At 58.4% G+C, this 18,855-nt stretch carries 19 protein-coding genes; 17 read left to right on the top strand and 2 right to left on the bottom strand.

Annotation, left to right across the window (positions count from 1 at the left end):
* Positions 1-188 precede the first annotated feature (188 nt).
* Positions 189-860 (bottom strand): GntR family transcriptional regulator, encoded by a 672-nt coding sequence (locus tag BLW69_RS20670; RefSeq protein ID WP_092664804.1) that lies wholly within the window; start codon positions 858-860, stop codon positions 189-191.
* A gap of 240 nt (positions 861-1,100) precedes the next feature.
* Between BLW69_RS20670 and BLW69_RS20665 the strand changes: the two genes are divergently transcribed.
* The 9 genes from BLW69_RS20665 (at position 1,101) to BLW69_RS20625 (ending at position 7,856) form a co-directional block, all read left to right on the top strand.
* A complete protein-coding gene (locus BLW69_RS20665; RefSeq protein WP_139283909.1) occupies positions 1,101-1,577 on the top strand; it encodes an ureidoglycolate lyase in 477 nt (158 codons plus the stop codon).
* Entirely contained in the window at positions 1,574-2,509 is a 936-nt protein-coding gene (locus tag BLW69_RS20660) for a polysaccharide deacetylase family protein (protein WP_210184936.1), read from the top strand. Before BLW69_RS20665 ends, BLW69_RS20660 begins: the two co-directional genes overlap by 4 nt.
* A gap of 2 nt (positions 2,510-2,511) precedes the next feature.
* Entirely contained in the window at positions 2,512-3,366 is an 855-nt protein-coding gene (locus BLW69_RS20655) for a substrate-binding periplasmic protein (RefSeq protein WP_092664798.1), read from the top strand.
* A gap of 60 nt (positions 3,367-3,426) precedes the next feature.
* Positions 3,427-4,092 carry an amino acid ABC transporter permease gene (locus tag BLW69_RS20650; RefSeq protein WP_092664795.1) on the top strand — a complete coding sequence of 222 codons (666 nt, stop codon included), beginning with the start codon at positions 3,427-3,429 and terminating at the stop codon, positions 4,090-4,092.
* Positions 4,093-4,106: 14 nt separating this feature from the next.
* Positions 4,107-4,781 (top strand): amino acid ABC transporter permease, encoded by a 675-nt coding sequence (locus BLW69_RS20645; RefSeq protein ID WP_092664792.1) that lies wholly within the window; start codon positions 4,107-4,109, stop codon positions 4,779-4,781.
* A gap of 3 nt (positions 4,782-4,784) precedes the next feature.
* On the top strand, positions 4,785-5,780 hold the full coding sequence (locus tag BLW69_RS20640) for an NAD-dependent epimerase/dehydratase family protein (protein ID WP_092664789.1): 996 nt from the start codon (positions 4,785-4,787) through the stop codon (positions 5,778-5,780).
* A gap of 32 nt (positions 5,781-5,812) precedes the next feature.
* Positions 5,813-6,532 carry an amino acid ABC transporter ATP-binding protein gene (locus tag BLW69_RS20635; protein ID WP_280141304.1) on the top strand — a complete coding sequence of 240 codons (720 nt, stop codon included), beginning with the start codon at positions 5,813-5,815 and terminating at the stop codon, positions 6,530-6,532.
* Between the two features lie 9 nt (positions 6,533-6,541).
* Positions 6,542-7,312 (top strand): SDR family NAD(P)-dependent oxidoreductase, encoded by a 771-nt coding sequence (locus tag BLW69_RS20630; RefSeq protein WP_092664783.1) that lies wholly within the window; start codon positions 6,542-6,544, stop codon positions 7,310-7,312.
* A gap of 130 nt (positions 7,313-7,442) precedes the next feature.
* The gene (locus BLW69_RS20625; RefSeq protein WP_092664780.1) at positions 7,443-7,856 is read left to right on the top strand and encodes a VOC family protein; all 414 of its coding nucleotides are present in this window, start codon (positions 7,443-7,445) and stop codon (positions 7,854-7,856) included.
* Positions 7,857-7,985: 129 nt separating this feature from the next.
* On the opposite strand, the gene BLW69_RS20620 is transcribed toward BLW69_RS20625, so the two are convergent.
* Positions 7,986-8,522, bottom strand: coding sequence for an NUDIX hydrolase (locus tag BLW69_RS20620; RefSeq protein ID WP_092664778.1), 537 nt, complete (start codon positions 8,520-8,522; stop codon positions 7,986-7,988).
* A 470-nt stretch (positions 8,523-8,992) separates the two neighbouring features.
* Here BLW69_RS20620 and BLW69_RS20615 point away from each other — a divergent pair, with 470 nt between their 5' ends.
* The 8 genes from BLW69_RS20615 to fhuB all read left to right on the top strand — a co-directional run bounded on the left by BLW69_RS20615 (position 8,993) and on the right by fhuB (position 18,765).
* Positions 8,993-9,517 carry a transcriptional regulator gene (locus BLW69_RS20615; protein WP_244508916.1) on the top strand — a complete coding sequence of 175 codons (525 nt, stop codon included), beginning with the start codon at positions 8,993-8,995 and terminating at the stop codon, positions 9,515-9,517.
* A gap of 121 nt (positions 9,518-9,638) precedes the next feature.
* Positions 9,639-10,202: a hypothetical protein gene (locus BLW69_RS20610; RefSeq protein ID WP_092664775.1), complete on the top strand. Its 564-nt coding sequence runs from the start codon at positions 9,639-9,641 to the stop codon at positions 10,200-10,202.
* A gap of 146 nt (positions 10,203-10,348) precedes the next feature.
* Positions 10,349-11,302 carry a 3'-5' exonuclease gene (locus BLW69_RS20605; RefSeq protein WP_092665034.1) on the top strand — a complete coding sequence of 318 codons (954 nt, stop codon included), beginning with the start codon at positions 10,349-10,351 and terminating at the stop codon, positions 11,300-11,302.
* 620 nt (positions 11,303-11,922) lie between these two features.
* Positions 11,923-14,046, top strand: coding sequence for a TonB-dependent siderophore receptor (locus BLW69_RS20600; protein WP_092664773.1), 2,124 nt, complete (start codon positions 11,923-11,925; stop codon positions 14,044-14,046).
* Positions 14,047-14,197: 151 nt separating this feature from the next.
* A complete protein-coding gene (locus BLW69_RS20595; protein WP_092664770.1) occupies positions 14,198-15,064 on the top strand; it encodes an alpha/beta hydrolase in 867 nt (288 codons plus the stop codon).
* Between the two features lie 17 nt (positions 15,065-15,081).
* Positions 15,082-15,894: an ABC transporter ATP-binding protein gene (locus tag BLW69_RS20590; RefSeq protein WP_092664767.1), complete on the top strand. Its 813-nt coding sequence runs from the start codon at positions 15,082-15,084 to the stop codon at positions 15,892-15,894.
* A gap of 13 nt (positions 15,895-15,907) precedes the next feature.
* Entirely contained in the window at positions 15,908-16,798 is an 891-nt protein-coding gene (locus BLW69_RS20585; protein ID WP_092664765.1) for an iron-siderophore ABC transporter substrate-binding protein, read from the top strand.
* Positions 16,795-18,765: a Fe(3+)-hydroxamate ABC transporter permease FhuB gene (gene fhuB, locus BLW69_RS20580; RefSeq protein WP_092664762.1), complete on the top strand. Its 1,971-nt coding sequence runs from the start codon at positions 16,795-16,797 to the stop codon at positions 18,763-18,765. The genes BLW69_RS20585 and fhuB overlap by 4 nt, the downstream gene beginning before the upstream one ends.
* Positions 18,766-18,855: the final 90 nt, after the last annotated feature.

Here is an 18,855-nt window from a genome sequence, read left to right as displayed (position 1 = left end):
TAGGAACTGTCTTCGCTATCGGCGGCAACGTTACTCGCCAGAGATACTGTTACTCCCGGGTTAAGCGGCCGAAATGACCCATTGACGGATCTCAGAACGCCGGTGGTATAAGTCTGTACAATGAAATAGTGTTGCTTTCCTATGCTCACGCGACAAAATTTAGGTGGTCTCTAAATAAGCTCTTACGCTCACGATGTGAAGTACCATCGGACGAAACGATCTCTGACGCCATCGACATGAACTTCCATCGCTTTTCGGGCTCCTGCCGCATCTCCCCCAGCGATCGCCTCCAGGACAGCAATATGCTCAAGGGCCTGTTGCTCGAAATTCTTTTCCATGCGAACGACGTGGCACATGCGCGCGCGTTGGCGAATATTCTGCACATGCTGCTTGAGAATGGGCCGTCCGCTGGCATTGGCAACAAACTCGTGGAATTCGTCGTCATATTTCCAGAACGGCTCGAAATCCATTTCAGGATGTCTCGCGAGTTCACGGCTCTTTTCCAGGATACAGTCAACGCTGTTTACTGTATGTCTTTGAGCCGCCTGGGCCGCGGCCTCGCCCTCGAGAAGTCTGCGAATAATCAGGATATCCATCAACTCCTCGATCGCGACCTGCTTAATGACGATCGTACCATTTGAAAGTCGCTCTACTAGGCCCTCGCCAACAAGGCGGTTGATGGCGGCGCGCATCGGGGTTCTCGACGCATTCAACTGATCCGCCAATGCGCGTTCCGTAAAGACTTCGCCGGGTTGTAGTTCCTGCGCCAGGATGAGACTCCGCACATACTGATACGCTTGCTCCGTCAGGCTTGCGGGTTTGCGCGCGGTGTCTTTCATTTTTGTCGCAACGTCAATCATCTGAAGCAAGCTCCTCCGCCTTTGATGTACGGTTTCCGATCATTTCCAACCGCCATTTCCTTAAACCACTGTCACCATAAGCGCCAGTTGCGCAAATTTTAGCCCCTGAATAAAAATTGTGCTCATTTGACTTCAATCGCTTTACAGCGGCGCCAACGGCGCGTAGAAATTCATAAGGTATTCGTTTGGGATACCACGTGTACTCACCGATCACAAAGCTCTCATACGCGGAGTCCAGCCTTGAATTTGCATGCTCAGTCATTGTCGGTCGACGAGTTTTCAGAATTCGGAGAAGTGATAGAGCATCACGGAATCGAACGCAGGCATCAATTTGCGATGATTGCCGACGACGGCATTCAGCAGGCCTACTGGGTGACCAAGGTAACGAGCGCCATCACGTTTCCGTTCGAAATTGATCAGCTTGAATACCACCCCCATACGGACCAGGCGTTTTTCCCGCTTTCGGGTCAGCGTATGCTGGTGGTGGTTTGCCCCTCGCTCGAAGATGGTGCCCCAGATCTCAAGAAGGCGAAGGCGTTCGTGAGTACGCCGGGGCAAGGCGTCCTCTATCGTCAAAACGTCTGGCATGCGGGCATGTCGGTCCTTGAACTTCCGTCGCAGTTCGTCGTGACAATGGCGGTCGGAGCTGACTTGCAAAACGATGTGTTCCGGAAGCTTGCCGAACCTCTGACGGTCAATTTTGCGGAGTGTGTATGATGCTAGCAGATCATCTCAAGCGCAATTTTCAGGGCTACGGGAGCCGGCCGCCTAACCCGATGTGGCCTGGCGCCGCAAAACTGGCGCTCAATTTCGTCGTCAATGTCGAGGAAGGATCGGAGCCGTCGGTCGGCGACGGCGATCCCGAAACCGAATCCGGCCTGACAGAAGGCGCGTCGGGCAATTTCAAGGGCCGTGACCTGGCCGCCGAATCGATGTTCGAGTTCGGCAGTCGCGTCGGCTACTGGCGGATCGTCCGGCTGTTCGAGGAGCGCGCTATGCCGGCGACGATCATGGCGTGTGCCCTGGCCCTCGAACGCAATCCGGATATCGCAAGCCATGTGCGCCAAACCGCGCAATTCGACGTCTGCGCACACGGATGGCGCTGGGAACATCATCGCGGTCTCGACATTGCGGAAGAACGCTTGCGCATTGCACGCGCGGCTGCATCCATCCTCAACAGCACCGGCAAGACTGCCGACGGCTGGTACTGCCGTTACGGGCCAAGCATCAACACGCGCCGTCTGCTCAGCGAGGCCGGTTGTTTCCTCTACGACAGCGATGCCTACAATGACGAGCTGCCATATTGGGTTGACGTCGACGGCAAACAGCACCTTGTCGTTCCCTACAGCCTGACGAGCAACGACGCCAAGTTCATGCGAGGGTCGATCGACAGCGGCGAGGCGTTCTTCCGCATGCTGCGGGAAAGCTTCGACATGCTGATGTCCGAAGGCCAGACCGCGCCGAAGATGATGTCCGTCGGGCTCCATCTGCGGATTGCCGGGCATCCCGGCCGTGCCGCCGGCCTCCGGCGTTTCCTGGACTACGTCGCAACCCACGGAGATCAGGTCTGGGTCTGCAATCGCTCCGATATCGCCAGACACTGGCACACCCATCACCAGCCAGAACCAACAAGTAAAAAAGGGAACTGAACATGCGGAAATTGCTTCTTTCGACGCTTGCTTTCGGCATCGCGCTTGCCACGTCCGCGACCTTGCCGGTCACCGCGTCCGCCCAGGATGGCGCTCCCCTTGTTGTCGGCTCCGACTTCGGTGTTGCTCCGTGGATGGTGCGTGGCACCAATGGTCCGGAAGGTTTTGGTGTCGATTTGATCAATGCCATCGGCGCCAAAATCGGGCGTCCGAATGTCGAGATTACCGACGTCAATTTCTCGGGCCTCTTCGCAGCTTTGTTCGCGAGCCGCATCGACATCACCGTCAATCCACTCAACATCACCAAGGATCGCAGCGAAAAAATGCTTTTTGCCGAGCCCATTTTTGCGACAGGCAACGGCTTCATCGTTGCCAAGGGTGACAGGATCGGCGGTTTCGAGGACCTCAAGGGCAAGGCGATCGCCGTCAACCGCGGCACGCTTTCCGACACATGGGCAACCGCCAATGCCGAAAAATACGGCTTTGAAGTGCAGCGGTACGAAACCTTCCCGGACTCCGTCCAGGCTGTTTTGACCAAACGTGCGTTCAGTGCCCTTAACGAAATTCCGACCACGGTTTATGCCGCCAGCAAGAACCCACGGATCGAAGTTGCCTTCAAGGATTTCGACGGCCGCAAATTTGGTTACGCATTCCGCAATGACAGTGTCGAGCTTCGTAACAAGGTCGAAGATGCGATCGAGTGCCTGAAGCGGGAAGGTGTACTCGTGGCACTCTACAAGAAGTGGTACAACGAAGAGCCGGCTGCTGACAGCCCGCTCAGCACCGTCTATCCCGGTTACGGCGCGCCCGGCTTCACCGGCTACGACGAAAAGCCGCATGAGCTTTCCTGCAAATAACTGATGAGACCCGAAGCCGTATGACGAGATGTCACACGGCTTCGGTGCGGAGCCTCCGACATGCAGCAGATCCTAGACAACTACCTCAATCTCGAAATTATGCGGGAAGCCTTTCCGGAGGTGCTTGGCGGATTTTGGGTGACGGTCCAGGCGTCGATCGCCGTGATCATCATCGGGCTTGCCAGCGGGCTGGCGCTTGCGATCTGCCGGTGCATGCGCAATCCGATCATCGATTGCGTGATCACGGCATATGTAGAGATTTTTCGCACCCTTCCACAACTTGTCGTACTGATTTTCCTGTATTTCGGCCTGCCCTATATGGGCCTGACCCTGTCGCCGTTCTTCGCCACGGTGTTCGGCCTCTCCGCTGTGCTTTCGGCGTTTTCGGCAGAAATCTTCTGGGCATCGATCGTCGCCGTGCCGAGAGGCCAGTGGGAAGCGGCCTCGGCGCTCGGCTTCAAGGCGTGGCGTACGCTGACATACATCATTCTACCACAGGCCGTCAGGCTTGCCCTGCCGCTGGTGACCAACCGCTCGATCGCCATCACCAAGGGCACGGCGCTTGGGGTCGCCCTGTCGCTGCAGGAAACCCTGGGAAGCGCACAAAGCATCATGTCGATCAAGGCCAACCCGTCGCCGCTTACGCTTGCAGCCTTCTTCTATCTTCTGTTCTTCATTCCGCTGGTGGCCTTCAGCCGCTACGTCGAACGTCGGTTCTCGCACTAGGATTGGGCTTGGATATGGAACTCTTTCTGCTCAATTTTGCGGATGTCGATTCGTTCATGTTGATCTATCCTCTGTTGCTTCAGGGGCTGCAGCTCACACTTCTGCTCTCGATCGTATCGCTACCACTAGCGCTCCTGTCCGGTCTGTCGGTGGCGGTCCTCTACAGTTTCGCAGGCGCTCGGACACGCCGGCTGATGGTCATGATCATCGACCTGCTGCGCGCATTTCCCGTCTTGGTCCTGCTGGTCCTGATCTATTACAGCTTGCCATTTTTCGGACTGACGCTTGGAAGTTTCGCGGCCGTCGTCGTTGCGTTGGTGATCAACAATACCGGATATTTCAGCGAAATTTTTCGTGCCGGCCTCGAATCCATTCCCAAGGGTCAGCATGAGGCGACTGCCGCGCTCGGCTTTCATCGGTTTCGCGGGATGATTTACATCATCCTGCCGCAGGCGGTACGCAAGGTGGTGGCGCCGCTCGCCAGCAATTCGCTCGAACTCGTCAAGACAACCTCGATCGCTTCGCTGGTCGCTCTGCCTGAACTGCTGCGCTCGGCCCGCGTGGCGCAGGAGCAGACATACAACCCGACCCCCCTGACTGCGGCGGCCGTCATCTTCTTCATTATGCTCTGGCCGTTCTCCCACTGGGTTTCCCGTCTGGAACGCAAGGCGATTATCGGGAGGGGCTGACACATGCGAGTACTGATCACGGGCGGCACCGGTTTTATCGGGCTTGCAACCGCCGAAGCGCTCCTGGCGCTCGGACACGAGGTGTTTCTGTTTGCGCCGGCACCGCTGTCAGCGGCTTTCGCCAACGCACCTACCCTCACGGGTGCGCGACTTCTGCTGGGCGACATTCGCGCAGAGGCCGATATCGTCTCGGCTCTGACCGCGGCCCGCCCGGACGCTGTTCTGCATCTCGCCGCCATCACGCCCGACGCAGATGCCGAGAGGCGCATGCCGGCGATGGTCATCGAGGTCAATATTGGTGGCACCGCAAACCTGTTGAAGGCCCTGAGCGACACGGGTGGCACCAACCGCCTGGTGACGACCAGCAGCGTTGCCGTATACGGACAGATAGACGCAGAGAACAGCCCGATCGTCGAGGATATCTCGCTGCCCGATCCGAACGGGCTTTACGGCATCACCAAACTCGCGGCCGAAAAAACCGCGATCCGTCTCGCCGGACTCTATGACATCGATGTCAGGATCGGCCGTCTCGGACCTGTATTTGGACCCTGGGAACACGGGACCGGCGTCAGGCCGCTGCTTAGTCCGCATGCCCAGGTTCTCCAGCAGTGGCGACAGGGTGAGGTTGCGAGGCTCCCCCGACCGATGAGCGGCGATTGGCTTTATAGCCGTGACGCCGCAGCCGGGCTTGTTGCCCTGCTGACCGGCCAGCGCCTCCAGCAAGTTGTCTACAATATAGGGCCTGGCTGGACTGAAACGGTCGAAGCGTGGGCATTGCACCTCTCGCAGATGGTCGCGGCGCCGGGCGTTCGCTTGACGATGGATAATGAGCAGCCGACCGTCCGTATCTCGATGCCACGTGACAGGGCAGCCTTGTCCATCGACAGGCTTGTGGCCGATACCGGTTTTACGCCGCGCTATCGCCTCGAAGAGGCTGCGACAGATTACGCGGACTGGCTGAACAACTTTGATCCAATCACAAAAGGGACGCCCGAATGAACAGCATCAATGTCGGACGCGCCGTCATCGAAATGCGCGCTGTCGAGAAATCCTTCGCAAGCTTCAAGGCGCTCGATGGCATCGACCTCAGCGTAGCGCGCGGACAAAGAATTGTCATTTGTGGTCCGTCGGGATCGGGAAAATCGACGCTGATCCGTTGCATAAACGGCCTTGAAACCTTTGATAGCGGAGAGATCTGGGTTGACGGCATCGCGATCGACGGCAAAGCACGCAACCTCGACAGGGTCCGTCAGGAAGTCGGGATGGTTTTCCAGCACTTCAACCTCTTCCCACATCTGACCGTCCTTCAGAACCTGATGATTGCCCCAATGAAAAACCGTGGCAAGCCTCGCCCCGAGGCGGAAGCGCTGGCGCGGCATTATCTTGAGCGGGTTCGTATCGCCGAACATGCCGACAAGATGCCTTCGCAGATATCCGGTGGTCAGCAGCAGCGCGTTGCCATTGCCCGTGCGTTGTGTATGCAGCCGCAGATCATGCTGTTTGATGAACCGACCTCTGCACTCGATCCCGAAATGATCAAGGAGGTTCTCGATGTCATGGTCGAACTGGCAAAAGAGGGAATGACAATGGTCTGCGTCACCCATGAGATGGGCTTTGCCCGCAGTGTTGCCAGCGAGGTGGTGTTCATGGATCGTGGCAGGATTGTCGAACAGAACACACCGGACGAACTTTTTAAGAACCCGCAGCATGAGCGAACCAAGGCGTTCCTCGAGCAGGTCATCAGGCATTAGGAGGCAGAGATGAGACTGGCCGAAAAGACCGCCATCGTGACAGGTGCATCATCCGGCATCGGGCGTGCCATCGCATTGCTGTTCGCGCAGGAAGGGGCAACGGTCGTAGCTGTCGATGTCACCTCCGATGTGGTCGAGGGTGGAACTCCCGTCATTGACGAACTCGCAAAGGTCTCCGAAAGGTCAGTCTTCCTGCAGGGCGACATTTCAAATGCGAATGACGTGCAGCGCATCGTCGATGATGTGGCAGGCCGTTTCGGAAGGGTCGATATCCTGGTCAACAACGCGGTAGTGCGCGGCGGCGCCTCGCTCGTTGACACCGACGAGGCGGAATGGGATCGCGTCACCGACGTCAATCTCAAGGGCGCTTATCTTTGCCTTCGCGCCGCCGTTCGGCAGATGCTGACGCAAGAGATCATCAACGAGGCACGCGGGCGCATCGTCAACATAACGTCCCAGCATGGGATGATCGCCGCACCCGACGATTTCGCTTACGGGGTGAGCAAGGCCGGCATGGTCTACATGACGAAACAGGTGGCCTCCGACTACGGCAAGGACCACATCATTTGCAATGCCGTCGCGCCGGGCAAGATCCTGACGGGTAAAGGTGGCAAGGCCATCGATCCGAAAATGTTGAACTATTCACGCGAGCGCACGCCGATGCCTCGCCTTGGTACCCCGATCGACGTCGCCCACGCCGTCCTGTTTCTTGCGAGCGACGAGGCCACCTACATCACCGGACATAACATGATGGTCGATGGCGGCTGGATGGCACGATGACAACGGTACGTGCGCCGTGGCAGCGTCGTCGAGCGTGGAAAAAAGCTGCGGGCTAAGCGCCTCGCAATGCAGTAGCAAGCGTAAGTGTCGGCCCCGAATATCACTTTATCAAACCATCAGAAGGTACGTCATGCGTTCACTTTTCCACTTGGCTTATCACGTCAAAGACCTCAACGACTGCCGCCGTTTCTACGGGGATATCCTCGGCTGCACCGAGGGTCGCAGCACGGAGACATGGGTGGATTTCGACTTCTTCGGGCATCAGATCTCTCTGCATCTCGGTAAACCGTTCGAGACGACGCGAACCGGCAAGGTCGGAGATCATATGGTCATGATGCCACATCTGGGTGTGGTCCTGCCTCTTGAAGACTGGTTGACCCTTGCGTCGCGTCTGGAGAGTTTCGACGTCAAGTTCGACATTCCGCCGGTTGTTCGTTTTGAAGGTGAGCCCGGCGAGCAGCGGACGATGTTCTTCTTCGATCCCAGCGGCAACCCGATCGAGGTGAAGGGCTTTAAGGACTTCAACGGCGTTTTTGCGCATTGAGGTACAAGGTGAGGTGACGAAATGGCATAGAATGTATTGCCCTTGTACCTGCCTCATTACCTCGACCGCCAAGGCATTGGCGTCACCAATATAAGAGGCCAACGGCAACCACGTTCAGCGGGCGAGCCGTTACTTTGCAGTGGATGTCGCAGATTTACGCCGCGGCTTGAAGTCGACGAGCAAGGATTTCAGCTCCACTTCTCGAACTCGCCGAGCAGCCTCGTCGGGAGAAACCCATTCCAGCGTCCGCTGACCACGCTCCTTGTAGTCGGATGCAGCTTCCTCCACCTCGATCTCGTAAACTTCAACCACGCACGGCGCAACATCGCCGTTGTCGAGCCATTTCAAATATGTGTAACTGCCGATCGGCTTTTTCTTGACCCGGCCACGTACGCCCGCTTCCTGCTGCGCCTCAATCTCGGCGGCCTCATGGGGTTTCTTTTTTTTCATAGGCCAGCCCTTAGGAATGACCCAGCGACCGCTGTCGCGCGAGGTGATGACGAGTATCTCTATGCCTTCGCGGTCAGACGCGTGCCGATAGCAGAGTGCTGCATATTGCTGCCTGAACTTGCCATTGAACAGCTTGTCCGGCGTCTGGGCTAACTGTTGCAGCAAAGTCTGCGGCTTGAAAGGTGATTGCTTGGACGCGTTCTTGACAGACTTCATTCCCTTAGATGCCGACTTTACACGATAGTTTCCAGCGCCATGTCCGCTTTCATGACAATTTGCTGACGGCGGCCCGTAGTCGTTGGCGGCGAAGTGCTGAGAAGCTAGCGCTAGGAGAGCTCCATTTTCGTGTTGGAAAACCACCGCGCACGCCAGCGTCTAATGACTAAGGTCTGCTGTTTCCTAAGTGTGCTGTACGCATCGGTCTCGCACTTCCACTACACCCGCGCGCGTGGATAGCAGGACCTGTTATCGCGATTAGGATGGACTGAAGGGTAGGTAGCCGCTATTTCGTAGTTGTGGCGAGACAGTAGCTCCGTACAAATTCGAAAGCTTATTGAGTAAAGAAAACACAACGCGGTTTTGCCGTCGAGTACAAATCCGGACGGCGAAAGCTTGACGCCAAGCCCACCTCCATTTGGGGAAACATGGACCTTAAGTCCGTTGCCCGTGAGGTAGAGGAGGAGGCGATGCCGTTGCTGCCGGAAGGACTGAAAGCTGATGAAGCCGGCCTAGACGTACAATTGCCTTCGGTAGAACCTCCTCAGCCATTATTGACACCACTGGATGCGACGCCGACAACTGCTCGAGAACCGAAGGAGATGATCATGGCTGACGATACCGATACAATGAATGACGTTGAAGGGCCCGCACAGGAAGAAGCGCCTGTTGCCGTAAAGAAGCAGCGTAAGCCCCGGGCGAAGAAGAGCTCCGTTGTCGCAACGACAGCAGAAAGCGCTACAGCCGGTACCGATGGCCGTAAAAAGCGAGGCCGCAAGCCACGCGTGAGCGTAGACCCGACGCCGGTCGAACCCACGGCGCAGAACCCTGCATCGAATCCTGAACAGATTGCTGATGACACGGCGACCTCTGCAGGCGACGAAATGGCTGATCTTCTGCAGCTAGAGGCGGAGAACCAAAAGCTCCGCAAGATGCTGGCTGAAAAGCTGCGTGCCGAAAATGCTGATTTGCGCAAAAAGCTCAGTCTCGATTGATCTCGCCGCGGCGGTCTTAAGCGCCTCACTTCTCTGATTTTTTAGCTAGTTTGTTTGGCGGCGGTCAGCCCGTCGACAGATGAAATCCGCGTAGATTGATAACAGATGCGAGGCCGATCCCATGGCATCTCCGTGGAAGTTTCTAAGCCGACTTGTGCCACGCAGACGCGAGCCGAAGCAGGCCGATGCTGAAGTTGCCGACAGGAAGCCAGATGTTCTGGCCCTGTCCGGCCCGGCGGAGATTGTTGCAGAGGATAGCTTGGATGCCTTAAGCGCACACGTAGATGCTGATCTACCACCGGCGGAGATATCGGATCCCGCTTCGGTAGAGACTCCAGCGATTGAAAGCGCTTTGGGCGAAGCTGATGACATGCCAGCCAATGTCGTAGCTGACGTTGTCGCTGGTGATATGGCGCCCTCCGATCTCCCTGATACCGTCGTCATCCCATCTCCGGACGCAGCGGATGTGCAGCTGCGAGGAGAGACCAAACCACGCAGGCAGATGGGGCAAACTAGGAGACCGAAGCTAGCTGACACTGAGCAAGTCCCACCTGACCGCAGCATCCCGTCAAACGATACGCTGAGCCTCGACGACGAGATCAGGGTGCTCAGGGGACAACTGGCCGAAAAGCTTAGATTGCAGAACGCGCAGCTGAGAAAGATGCTTGAGCGGTTCGAGCGATAGCCTAAGGCGTCGTCCTTTCGGAAAGCGGGGATTAGGCGCCGTGTCAATGTCGTACAGGTCTTTCGAGCTACATATCGGTGCCAGTGCGTGATAATTCTTTAAGGATGACGCAACAGCATCCAACGGACAAGCCAGCCCAATTCGATATGTTTATCGACACGGTGAATGACCCAGAAGGTTCGGCCAACGCCTCGCGTGCCAGACGCGTCAAGAGCCAACCCATGGCTGAGGCTGAGATGTTGGCGCATCTTACTGCGACGGGCCGCTACCGGATCCTGCACAAGCTTGAACCTCGTCAGGTCGCAGGCAGCGTTCGGCCCGAATACCCTTTGCAGGGCGTCATCATCGACACTGAAACCACAGGTCTCGATCATCGCAAAGCCGAGATTATCGAGATTGGCGTGATTGCCTTTACCTTCGACGAACGCGGGACCATCGGCGATATTACCGGAGTGTATGGCGCCCTGCAGCAGCCCGGAACCACCATTCCAGCCGAAATCACCAAGATTACCGGTATCACGGACGAGATGGTTGCCGGTCAGTTCATTGATATACCGGAGCTACGGTCGCTCATCGAACCTGCTGATCTAGTTATCGCCCACAATGCCAGATTCGACCGCCCCTTCTGCGAGGCATTCTCCCCGATGTTTTCCGGCAAAGCATGGGCGTGCTCGAACGCAGAGATCGACTGGGCGTCGCGAGGTTTTGAAGGCACCAAGCTCGGTTACCTGATCGGCCAAGCTGGATTTTTCCACAATGGCCATCGAGCGGTTGACGACTGCTTTGCGCTACTGGAGATCCTCGATCGGAAGGGTGAAGCCGACGGCATCTCACCATTCGCAGAGCTTTACAACGCGAGCCAGCGGTCCCGTGTCCGTATCTTCGCGGAAAACAGCCCTTACGATTTCAAAGATCATCTGAAGGCTCGTGGCTATCGGTGGTCGGACGGAGCGGAGGGTGGACCGAGAAGCTGGTGGATAGAGGTCGATGAGCCCGAGCTAGAGGACGAGCTTCGCTACCTGCGAACAGAGATCTACCAGTATCCCGAAGCCGATCCGATGATCAAAACCTTGACAGCGTTTGATCGTTTTAAAGCCTGACTAGCAGTCATTTGGGGCATTTGCCAGGGGTCAAATGCATTGAGCGCATAGCTGCATTGCGGCTGATCTCCTTACTGATATCGCCGTGTAGTGTAAATCACATCGACGAAGCGATGCACCTCCTCCCGCAAAGTTTCGTGTTCCAGGCGCCCACGCTCCTCCCATGGGGCACCTGACAGAACAACGGCGCTCCTCCTCCCAGCCGCTGTTCGACTATTCGAAAAGCCTGCCGCTCCCCCCGCGGCAGGCTTTTTCATTTTTCCAGTAAGTTGACAACGCCAAAAGGATGTCCGCGCTGTCTAAGCGAAGGAGCAACGCATCGTCAGCTGTCGGAAGTATTCGCTCAAGACCTTCGCCGTGTCCGACGATTCGTCGATTGTTTCAGCACTGGCTAATGGTCCGCGGTCAGTGCGCGGATCTCTGACGCGATACGATCTGCGGTGAGCTGTTGTATTTTTAACAACGACCATAGAATACATGACAAAATTTTATTGATTGCGCGAGATCTGGCTTTTATAGGTGGCCCCCGTGGCAGCGTAATGCTGTCTTCGCGACACCTTCGAATCCACAACCTCTTGGGTCGCCGCGATATTTTTTGTTCTTAGACAAAGGGTCAGGCAATGACGTTCTTGTTCACTCGGCATCCTTTTTGCCGCATGCTCCAACACTCTACTGCTTTTGTCGGTTTGGTGGTTGTTTGCGCGCCGAGTGCGGCAATTGCGCAAGAGGCTCCTGTCAATACGACCCTCGCCCCAATTGTCATTACAGGCGCCGGGCAAACCATCGGCGAAGACAACGATACGATCGTACCGACGCGTGCGATCACTGCCTTGAAGACAGATACGCCGCTCGTCGAAACGCCCCGCTCGATTTCGATTGTGACCCGCGAGGAAATCGAACAGCGCGGCGCAACCGATCTGATCCAGGCAACGCGCTACAGTTCCGGCGTAAACACGGGTGGCTTCGGTTTCGACCCGCGGTTCGATCAGGTCACTATCCGTGGTATCGAGACGACCACGAGCGGCGATTTCCGTGACGGCCTGCGCCAGCCGGTGATGACCTACGGCACGTTCACAACCGAAATCTATACGCTCGATCGCGTCGAGGTGCTCAAAGGTCCGGTATCCGTCATGTATGGAGCCGCAAGCGCGGCGGGCATAGTCAACAAGATTTCCAAATTGCCGCTTGAGGAAGCCCATCACGAGGTCGAGGTGCAATACGGGACGGTTGGTCGCAAGCAGGCCGCCTTCGACTTTGGCGGTCCGGTTGGCGAAAGTGACGATCTGTTTTACCGCGTCGTTGGGCTGGCCCGTGAGGGAGAAACCAATAATGAAATCGCGGACGACCGCTACCTGCTGCAGCCGTCCTTTTCCTGGGCGCCAACCGACAGCACGAAGCTGACGGTTTACGGACTGGCGCAGAAAAGCGAGGGAGAGGCTAGTGCCTGGACTTTCAAAAACGACGGCAAGATCTTCCGCGTAAGCGATCCGGATTACGATTATCAAAAGGTTCGCCAATACCAGCTTGGTTACCAGTTCGAACACGAATTCGAAAACGGTCTGACGTTTCGGCAGAACGCACGTGTGAGCGACCTTGACCTCGAAGCTCGCTATGTTGACCGTACGACGATGTTCAGCGCGCCGGCCGCGCCGTGGGGCACCGCCGCGGTAACTGAAGATGTGCGGGCCTACCAAATCGACAACCAACTACAGGCCAAGTTCGACACTGGTGCTGTGTCCCATACCGTTCTTGGGGGACTGGATTACACCGGCGTCACTTCCGACTTTGCCGATGGATATGGATCCACGCTACCGGAGGAGATAACCAGCGCACCGTCTCCGGTTCTGACCGGCTTTACCGGCAACGACCTTCGCCAGACAGGGATCTACGCCCAGGAGCAGGCCAAGATCGGAAACTGGCGCTTCGTGGGAGGTCTGCGTTACGACTGGCTGCATCAGGAGACCACGGACAAAGTGGCGGGTACGGGTGCCGAGAAAAATGAGGGTGCACTGTCCGGTCAGGTCGGGCTCCTTTATCTCTTCGACAATGGTCTTGCCCCTTACGTGAGCTACGGAACTTCCTTCGTGCCCTCGACCCAGCGCTCCGCCGGGGGTGGTGTGCTTGATCCGACGGAAGGCCGCCAGATCGAAGCCGGTATTAAATACCAGCCGGACGGCGGGAATTTCTCGCTCAGCAGCGCTGTCTATCACCTCGTTGAAACCGGCCAACCCCAGTATGCCGGCGTCTCCGGCCCGCTCTATGTCTACGAGAACTCGGGCGAAAATACCTATACCGGGTTCGAGGTCGAGGGCCGGAGGGCGTTCGACAACGGTATCAGCGTGATTGCCGCCTACACCTATACCCACGGGGAAATCACCGACAATCTCGATGGTTCGCTCATCGGCAACACGCCGACGACAACACCGCGGCATACGGCCTCGCTTTGGGTGAATTATGATGTGCCGGAAGAATCCGTCATCGGCGGCCTCAGTATCGGCGGGGGTGTTCGTGCCGTCAGTACGTCTTACACCGACGACTACAACACGGCTAAGAATGGGGGCGTTGGCTACCTGGATGCTTCTCTTTCTTACGACTTCGGTGCCAAGTCGCCGGACCTGAAGGGGCTCTCGCTGATGGTCAGCGCAACGAACCTTGCCAACCGCGAGGAGCAGGTGTGCAATGGCGGTTATTGCTACTTCGGTCAGGGGCGAACGGTAGTCGGTTCGTTGAAGTACAATTGGTGATAGGCGTCAGATACGGCGGACCAAACCGCTCGGGGTCTTGTTGCTCTCGAGAGGTACGGGCAGCCTGCGCGGGTCGGTCCGCGGACTATCTCTTAGAGCCGGGGCGATGCGTTCCCCGGCCTGCAAGCGTCATACATTTTGCGAGACTAGCATGACTGAACAGGCCTATTGCCTGCCCCGCACCACTTATTTCGACCTGGCGCCAGAGACCGGCGGCGATCCTTATCGCATTTTCCTGTTCAGGCCGGCTGTCGAGGCGCCCGTCGGGGGCTGGCCGCTTCTGGTCATGACCGACGGCAACGCAAACTTTCCCTTCGCTTTTGCAAGCCTGGTGACGCAGGCGCCTTATCCATCGGGCACCGGGGTCGACTGGGGCGTCATCGCGGCGATCGGTTATCCGACCGACGACCCCTATGATGCCATGCGACGGGCGTGGGATCTTGGGCCCCCGCCGGTCAAATCCTATCCGCCCTATGTCGAGGGGGGACCTCCTGTGCGCATCGGCGGATCAGGTGAGTTGCTTGCTTTCATCGACAAGCAATTGCTGCCGCGGCTCGCCGAAGTGGTTCTGCTCGATGCGACACGGCGGTCGCTCTTCGGGCATTCCTTCGGCGGCCTCTTCACGCTCTACGCCCTGTTTGAAAAGCCGGACCTGTTTGCCAACTGGATTGCAGCGAGCCCGACCATTTACTGGGAAGGCAGCGAGATCCTCAAAAACGAGGCGCTCCGCCAAACGGTCGCTGGCAACGAGGTGATGCTGCATCTTTCCGCGGGAGAATATGAGGGGGAGGAACTCGCGCCGTTCCAGTATTTGAACGAGGATGCCGCCGTCCGCCTGGTTCGGAAGAAAGCCGAAAGAACGGTCGCGCTGGCGCAGGAAATGGCCGATCGGCTGGATGGAGCGGCGGACGGCATCCGGACGCAATTCGAGCTTTTCGCCGGCGAGACCCATATGTCCGTGGTCGGACCCGCGGTCAACCGCGCCATTGGCATCGCCTTCCGGCGTCCGAATTCGTGACAAGAGCAACAGGCGAGATGGTCATGATAGAAAGCGCGCAGGACGCGCCTGATACGCAGAAAGCCTTCGCAGTCGACGGGGTCACTCTTGTAATCGACGGCAATGCCATCCTCTCGGATGTAAGCCTCGATTTCCCGGAAGGCGAAGTGGTGGCCCTTGTCGGCCACAATGGTTCAGGCAAATCCAGTCTCCTCAAAATACTTGCGCGGCAGCTGACGCCAACGACCGGATCTGTCGCCTATGCCGGCCGAGACGTTTGGCGCTATCACGGTCATGAATTTCCGCGTTCCGTCGCTTACCTGCCGCAGGATCTGGGCACCGGGTCGGATATGACTATCCGCGAACTGGTCGCATGCGGACGGTACCCGTGGCACGGCGCGCTCGGTCGCTTTTCTGCCGTCGACCGCGAGAAGGTGGAGGGAGCGATCGCTGCCACGCATATCGACAAATTTGCCGATCGCATGGTGGGAACGCTTTCCGGCGGAGAACGGCAACGGGCCTGGATCGCCATGCTGATCGCTCAGGACGCACGCTGCCTGCTACTCGACGAGCCGACCGCGGCACTCGATATCGCGCATCAGATCGAGGTGTTGTCGCTGGTGCGACGTCTCGCGCGTGAGAACGGTCGCAGCGTCGTCATCGTTTTGCACGACATCAACATGGCCGCACGCTTTTGCGACCGCATCCATGCCCTGAAAGGTGGACGGTTGGTCGCAAGCGGAACCCCCGCCCAAATCCTGGTGCCCGAACTGCTCTATACCATTTACGGGATTAAGATGGAGGTAATTTCCGCTCCCCACCTGCCGCATCCGCTTGCCTATGCCTGCTGAAGTGCGCAACGGAATGCAGATTTCAAGGCGCTCACTTCTGAATGGCGCAGCGGCGGCGGCCGCGGCGGTTTCCATACCGGCACCGCTGCTGGCGGGTGCGGGCGGCCAAAGGATCGTAAGCCTCGACTATGGGCTGGCGTCGACGTTGTTGTCGCTCGGGGTGCAGCCAGTCGGCATTTCCGATCTCGCCGACTGGAACAAATGGGTCGTCGAGCCCGAAATGCCGAGCTCGGTCGTGGATATCGGCAGCTCCCACGAGGTCGATCTCGAGCTCCTAATCCAGCTGAAGCCGGACATAATCCTGACGACGCCCTATCTCGACCAACTTCTGCCAAGGCTCCAGCCGATCGCGAACATCCTTCGGCTGGAGATCTTCACGACAGACGGCGGTCCCATCTTGCCGGCGGCGATTTCGGCGACGCGCAAACTGGCCTCCGGGCTTGGCCGCGAAAAGGAGGCGGAGCAATTCCTGACGCGGTCGGATGCATTCTTCGAGACCTGCCGCGCACGTTTGGCGGGGATAGCCCTTCCGCCGGTTGCACTGGCGTCGTTCATGGATGCTCGGCACGCCCGCATCTACTCCGCTCCCGGCCTGTTCCAAAACGCGCTGGAGCGCATCGGGATACGCAACGCCTGGACCCGTCAATCGAACTACTGGGGCTTCGAGACGATCGGCATCGAGGAGCTTTCGACCATTACAGACAGGGACGCCCGCCTGATCATCTTTGAACCTGTGCCGCCCGATGTGTTGCCAAGACTTGCGGAAAGCCCGCTGTGGCAGACGCTGCCGTTTTCCCGGCCCGGACACGTGTCGGTCATTCCGCCGGCGCTGATGTTCGGCATGGTCAACGAGGCGATGCGGTTTGCCGGTCTGGTGACCGACATCCTGGACCATGACGCATGACCGCCCTTAGTCGCGATAATCTAGGGCCTGGCGTCGTCGTTTTCCTGCTGGTTTGCGGCGGGTGTGTCGCATCCTGGTTTCTCGTTCAACCGGCGCTCTCGGGACCGGTAGCGCCGGGCTACGACATCGAGCGGATGGTGCTCTACTATTCTTCCTTGCCGCGGCTGGCCACGGCATTGCTGGCGGGCGCAGCGCTGGCTTTGTCGGGCGCGCTGTTCCAGCAGGTGCTGCGAAACCCGCTGGCCGATCCGACGACGCTCGGCGTCTCGGCCGGCGCCAATCTTGCGCTGGTCGTGGCCTCGCTTTTCATGCCGGTACTATTGGGCGCCGGCCGCGATCTCGTTGCCCTGCTGGGAAGTGCGGCGGCTGCCGCCATCGTCATCGGGTTGGGTGCTCGCCGAGGTTTTTCGCCGTATTCCTTGGTGCTTTCGGGCCTCGTGCTCAGCCTCTGGTGCGGCAGCCTCTCGGCCATCCTCATCTATTTGAACCAGCGCTACCTCGCGAGCCTGTTCATTTGGGGCGCAGGATCACTGGCGCAGCAGAGCTGGGTCATTCCGGTCTCGCTCATCTGGAAGATTGTCCCCGTCGCAATCGTCTGCGTCCTGGTCATCCGGCCGCTGTCGCTGCTCGATCTGGGGGAAAGCAGTTCGTCGTCGCTCGGGGTCAAACTTGCGCGCCTTCGTATCGTCGCCGTCGCCTGCGCGGTGTCGCTTGCGGCCTTTGTCACCAGCGCCGTGGGCGTCATCGGCTTTATCGGGCTGGTCGCGCCGACGCTGGCGCGGCTTTCGGGCGCGCGCCGGCCGGTGCAGTTGATATTGTGGTCTCCGCTGATCGGGGCATCACTTCTCTTCCTCGCCGACTCCGTTCTGCAACTCGTGGCGGGCGGTCTCGGAGACCTTCTTCCGACCGGCGCAGTCACCGCAATCTTCGGATCGCCCCTGCTCCTGGCGCTGCTACCTTGGCTGAAGGTGCGTCACCGGGTCCAGCACGCGGTGACGGTGCGCGAGCGGCAGGGCCGATGGGGCGTAGGCAAACCAGCAACGGTCGCCCTTGCGAGCGTCCTGGTTATTGTTGCGCTTGGCCTATTTGTCGGGCGCGGACCTGGCGGCATCTGGTCTGTGCTTTCCGGCGAGTTTTTCGACGACATCCTCGCTATCCGCGCACCCAGGGTGTTTGCAGCGCTCGCATCCGGCGCGATGCTGGGTGTTGCGGGAACGATCCTGCAAAGGTTGACCGGCAACGAAATGGCAAGCCCAGAGGTTCTGGGGATTAGCGCCGGTGCCACCTTTGGCGTTGCTATCGCGTTATTCGCTGTTGCGCCTGGCTTTATCGGGCAGTTCGCTTTTGCAGCCGTCGGCGCTATCACGGTACTCGCTGTCATTCTGCTGAGTTCGAGGCGGTCGAACTTCGCGCCGGAGCGGGTCCTTCTGGCGGGCATAGCGCTCAGTGCAATGGTGGATGCTGTGGTCGGCGTGCTGAGCTCCACCGGCGATCCGAGAGCGGTGCTGTTGCTGCGCTGGATAAGCGGCTCCACCTATCTGGTTGACGCCGGAACAGCAGCCACGGAAATAGCAATCGGAGCAGTGCTGATTGGTATTGCTCTGTCAGCACGTCGTTGGCTCGATATCCTGCCCCTTGGGCCGGCTCCGTCATCGGCAGTCGGCATCGAGCTGGCGCGTTCGAGACTGGCGCTGTTCGGTCTAGCCGGCCTGATGACTGCGGCTGCGACCCTCACAGTTGGTCCGCTGTCCTTCGTCGGCCTTATGGGACCGCACCTGGCGCGGGAGGCCGGGTTGAAGCGCGCTCTGCCGCAGATGATGGGTGCCGCCTTTATTGGCGGTGGACTGATGGTTTTAGCAGATCTGATTGGTCGCACGGCTGTAGCACCTTACCAAATCCCGGCTGGGCTCGTCTCAGCTCTCATAGGCGCTCCGTGCTTGATGTTTTTGTTGGGTAAAAGGAGGTAGATTTTCTCGTGGCAGGATGCAGGTCGTAGGTTCGAACCCACTCAAAGCGCTAGTAACGGCCGCGGTGCACGCCGGTTCTAAGTATGTGAT

The sequence above is a fragment of the Rhizobium sp. NFR12 genome, assembly GCF_900108545.1.
Taxonomy (GTDB): Bacteria; Pseudomonadota; Alphaproteobacteria; order Rhizobiales; family Rhizobiaceae; genus Neorhizobium; species Neorhizobium soli.
This window is presented reverse-complemented; position numbering and strand designations above follow the sequence as displayed.

Bases quoted from the DNA above. Each gene is read 5' to 3' on its own strand.
- BLW69_RS20625 (WP_092664780.1), top strand. From the start codon at position 7,443: ATGCGTTCACTTTTCCACTTGGCTTATCACGTCAAAGACCTCAACGAC.
- BLW69_RS20635 (WP_280141304.1), top strand. From the start codon at position 5,813: ATGCGCGCTGTCGAGAAATCCTTCGCAAGCTTCAAGGCGCTCGATGGC.
- BLW69_RS20655 (WP_092664798.1), top strand. From the start codon at position 2,512: ATGCGGAAATTGCTTCTTTCGACGCTTGCTTTCGGCATCGCGCTTGCC.
- BLW69_RS20645 (WP_092664792.1), top strand. From the start codon at position 4,107: ATGGAACTCTTTCTGCTCAATTTTGCGGATGTCGATTCGTTCATGTTG.
- BLW69_RS20595 (WP_092664770.1), top strand. From the start codon at position 14,198: ATGACTGAACAGGCCTATTGCCTGCCCCGCACCACTTATTTCGACCTG.
- BLW69_RS20650 (WP_092664795.1), top strand. From the start codon at position 3,427: ATGCAGCAGATCCTAGACAACTACCTCAATCTCGAAATTATGCGGGAA.
- fhuB (WP_092664762.1), top strand. From the start codon at position 16,795: ATGACCGCCCTTAGTCGCGATAATCTAGGGCCTGGCGTCGTCGTTTTC.
- BLW69_RS20620 (WP_092664778.1), bottom strand. From the start codon at position 8,522: ATGAAGTCTGTCAAGAACGCGTCCAAGCAATCACCTTTCAAGCCGCAG.
- BLW69_RS20600 (WP_092664773.1), top strand. From the start codon at position 11,923: ATGACGTTCTTGTTCACTCGGCATCCTTTTTGCCGCATGCTCCAACAC.
- BLW69_RS20605 (WP_092665034.1), top strand. From the start codon at position 10,349: ATGTTTATCGACACGGTGAATGACCCAGAAGGTTCGGCCAACGCCTCG.
- BLW69_RS20610 (WP_092664775.1), top strand. From the start codon at position 9,639: ATGGCATCTCCGTGGAAGTTTCTAAGCCGACTTGTGCCACGCAGACGC.
- BLW69_RS20615 (WP_244508916.1), top strand. From the start codon at position 8,993: ATGCCGTTGCTGCCGGAAGGACTGAAAGCTGATGAAGCCGGCCTAGAC.
- BLW69_RS20670 (WP_092664804.1), bottom strand. From the start codon at position 860: ATGATTGACGTTGCGACAAAAATGAAAGACACCGCGCGCAAACCCGCA.
- BLW69_RS20660 (WP_210184936.1), top strand. From the start codon at position 1,574: ATGATGCTAGCAGATCATCTCAAGCGCAATTTTCAGGGCTACGGGAGC.
- BLW69_RS20640 (WP_092664789.1), top strand. From the start codon at position 4,785: ATGCGAGTACTGATCACGGGCGGCACCGGTTTTATCGGGCTTGCAACC.
- BLW69_RS20585 (WP_092664765.1), top strand. From the start codon at position 15,908: ATGCAGATTTCAAGGCGCTCACTTCTGAATGGCGCAGCGGCGGCGGCC.
- BLW69_RS20630 (WP_092664783.1), top strand. From the start codon at position 6,542: ATGAGACTGGCCGAAAAGACCGCCATCGTGACAGGTGCATCATCCGGC.
- BLW69_RS20590 (WP_092664767.1), top strand. From the start codon at position 15,082: ATGGTCATGATAGAAAGCGCGCAGGACGCGCCTGATACGCAGAAAGCC.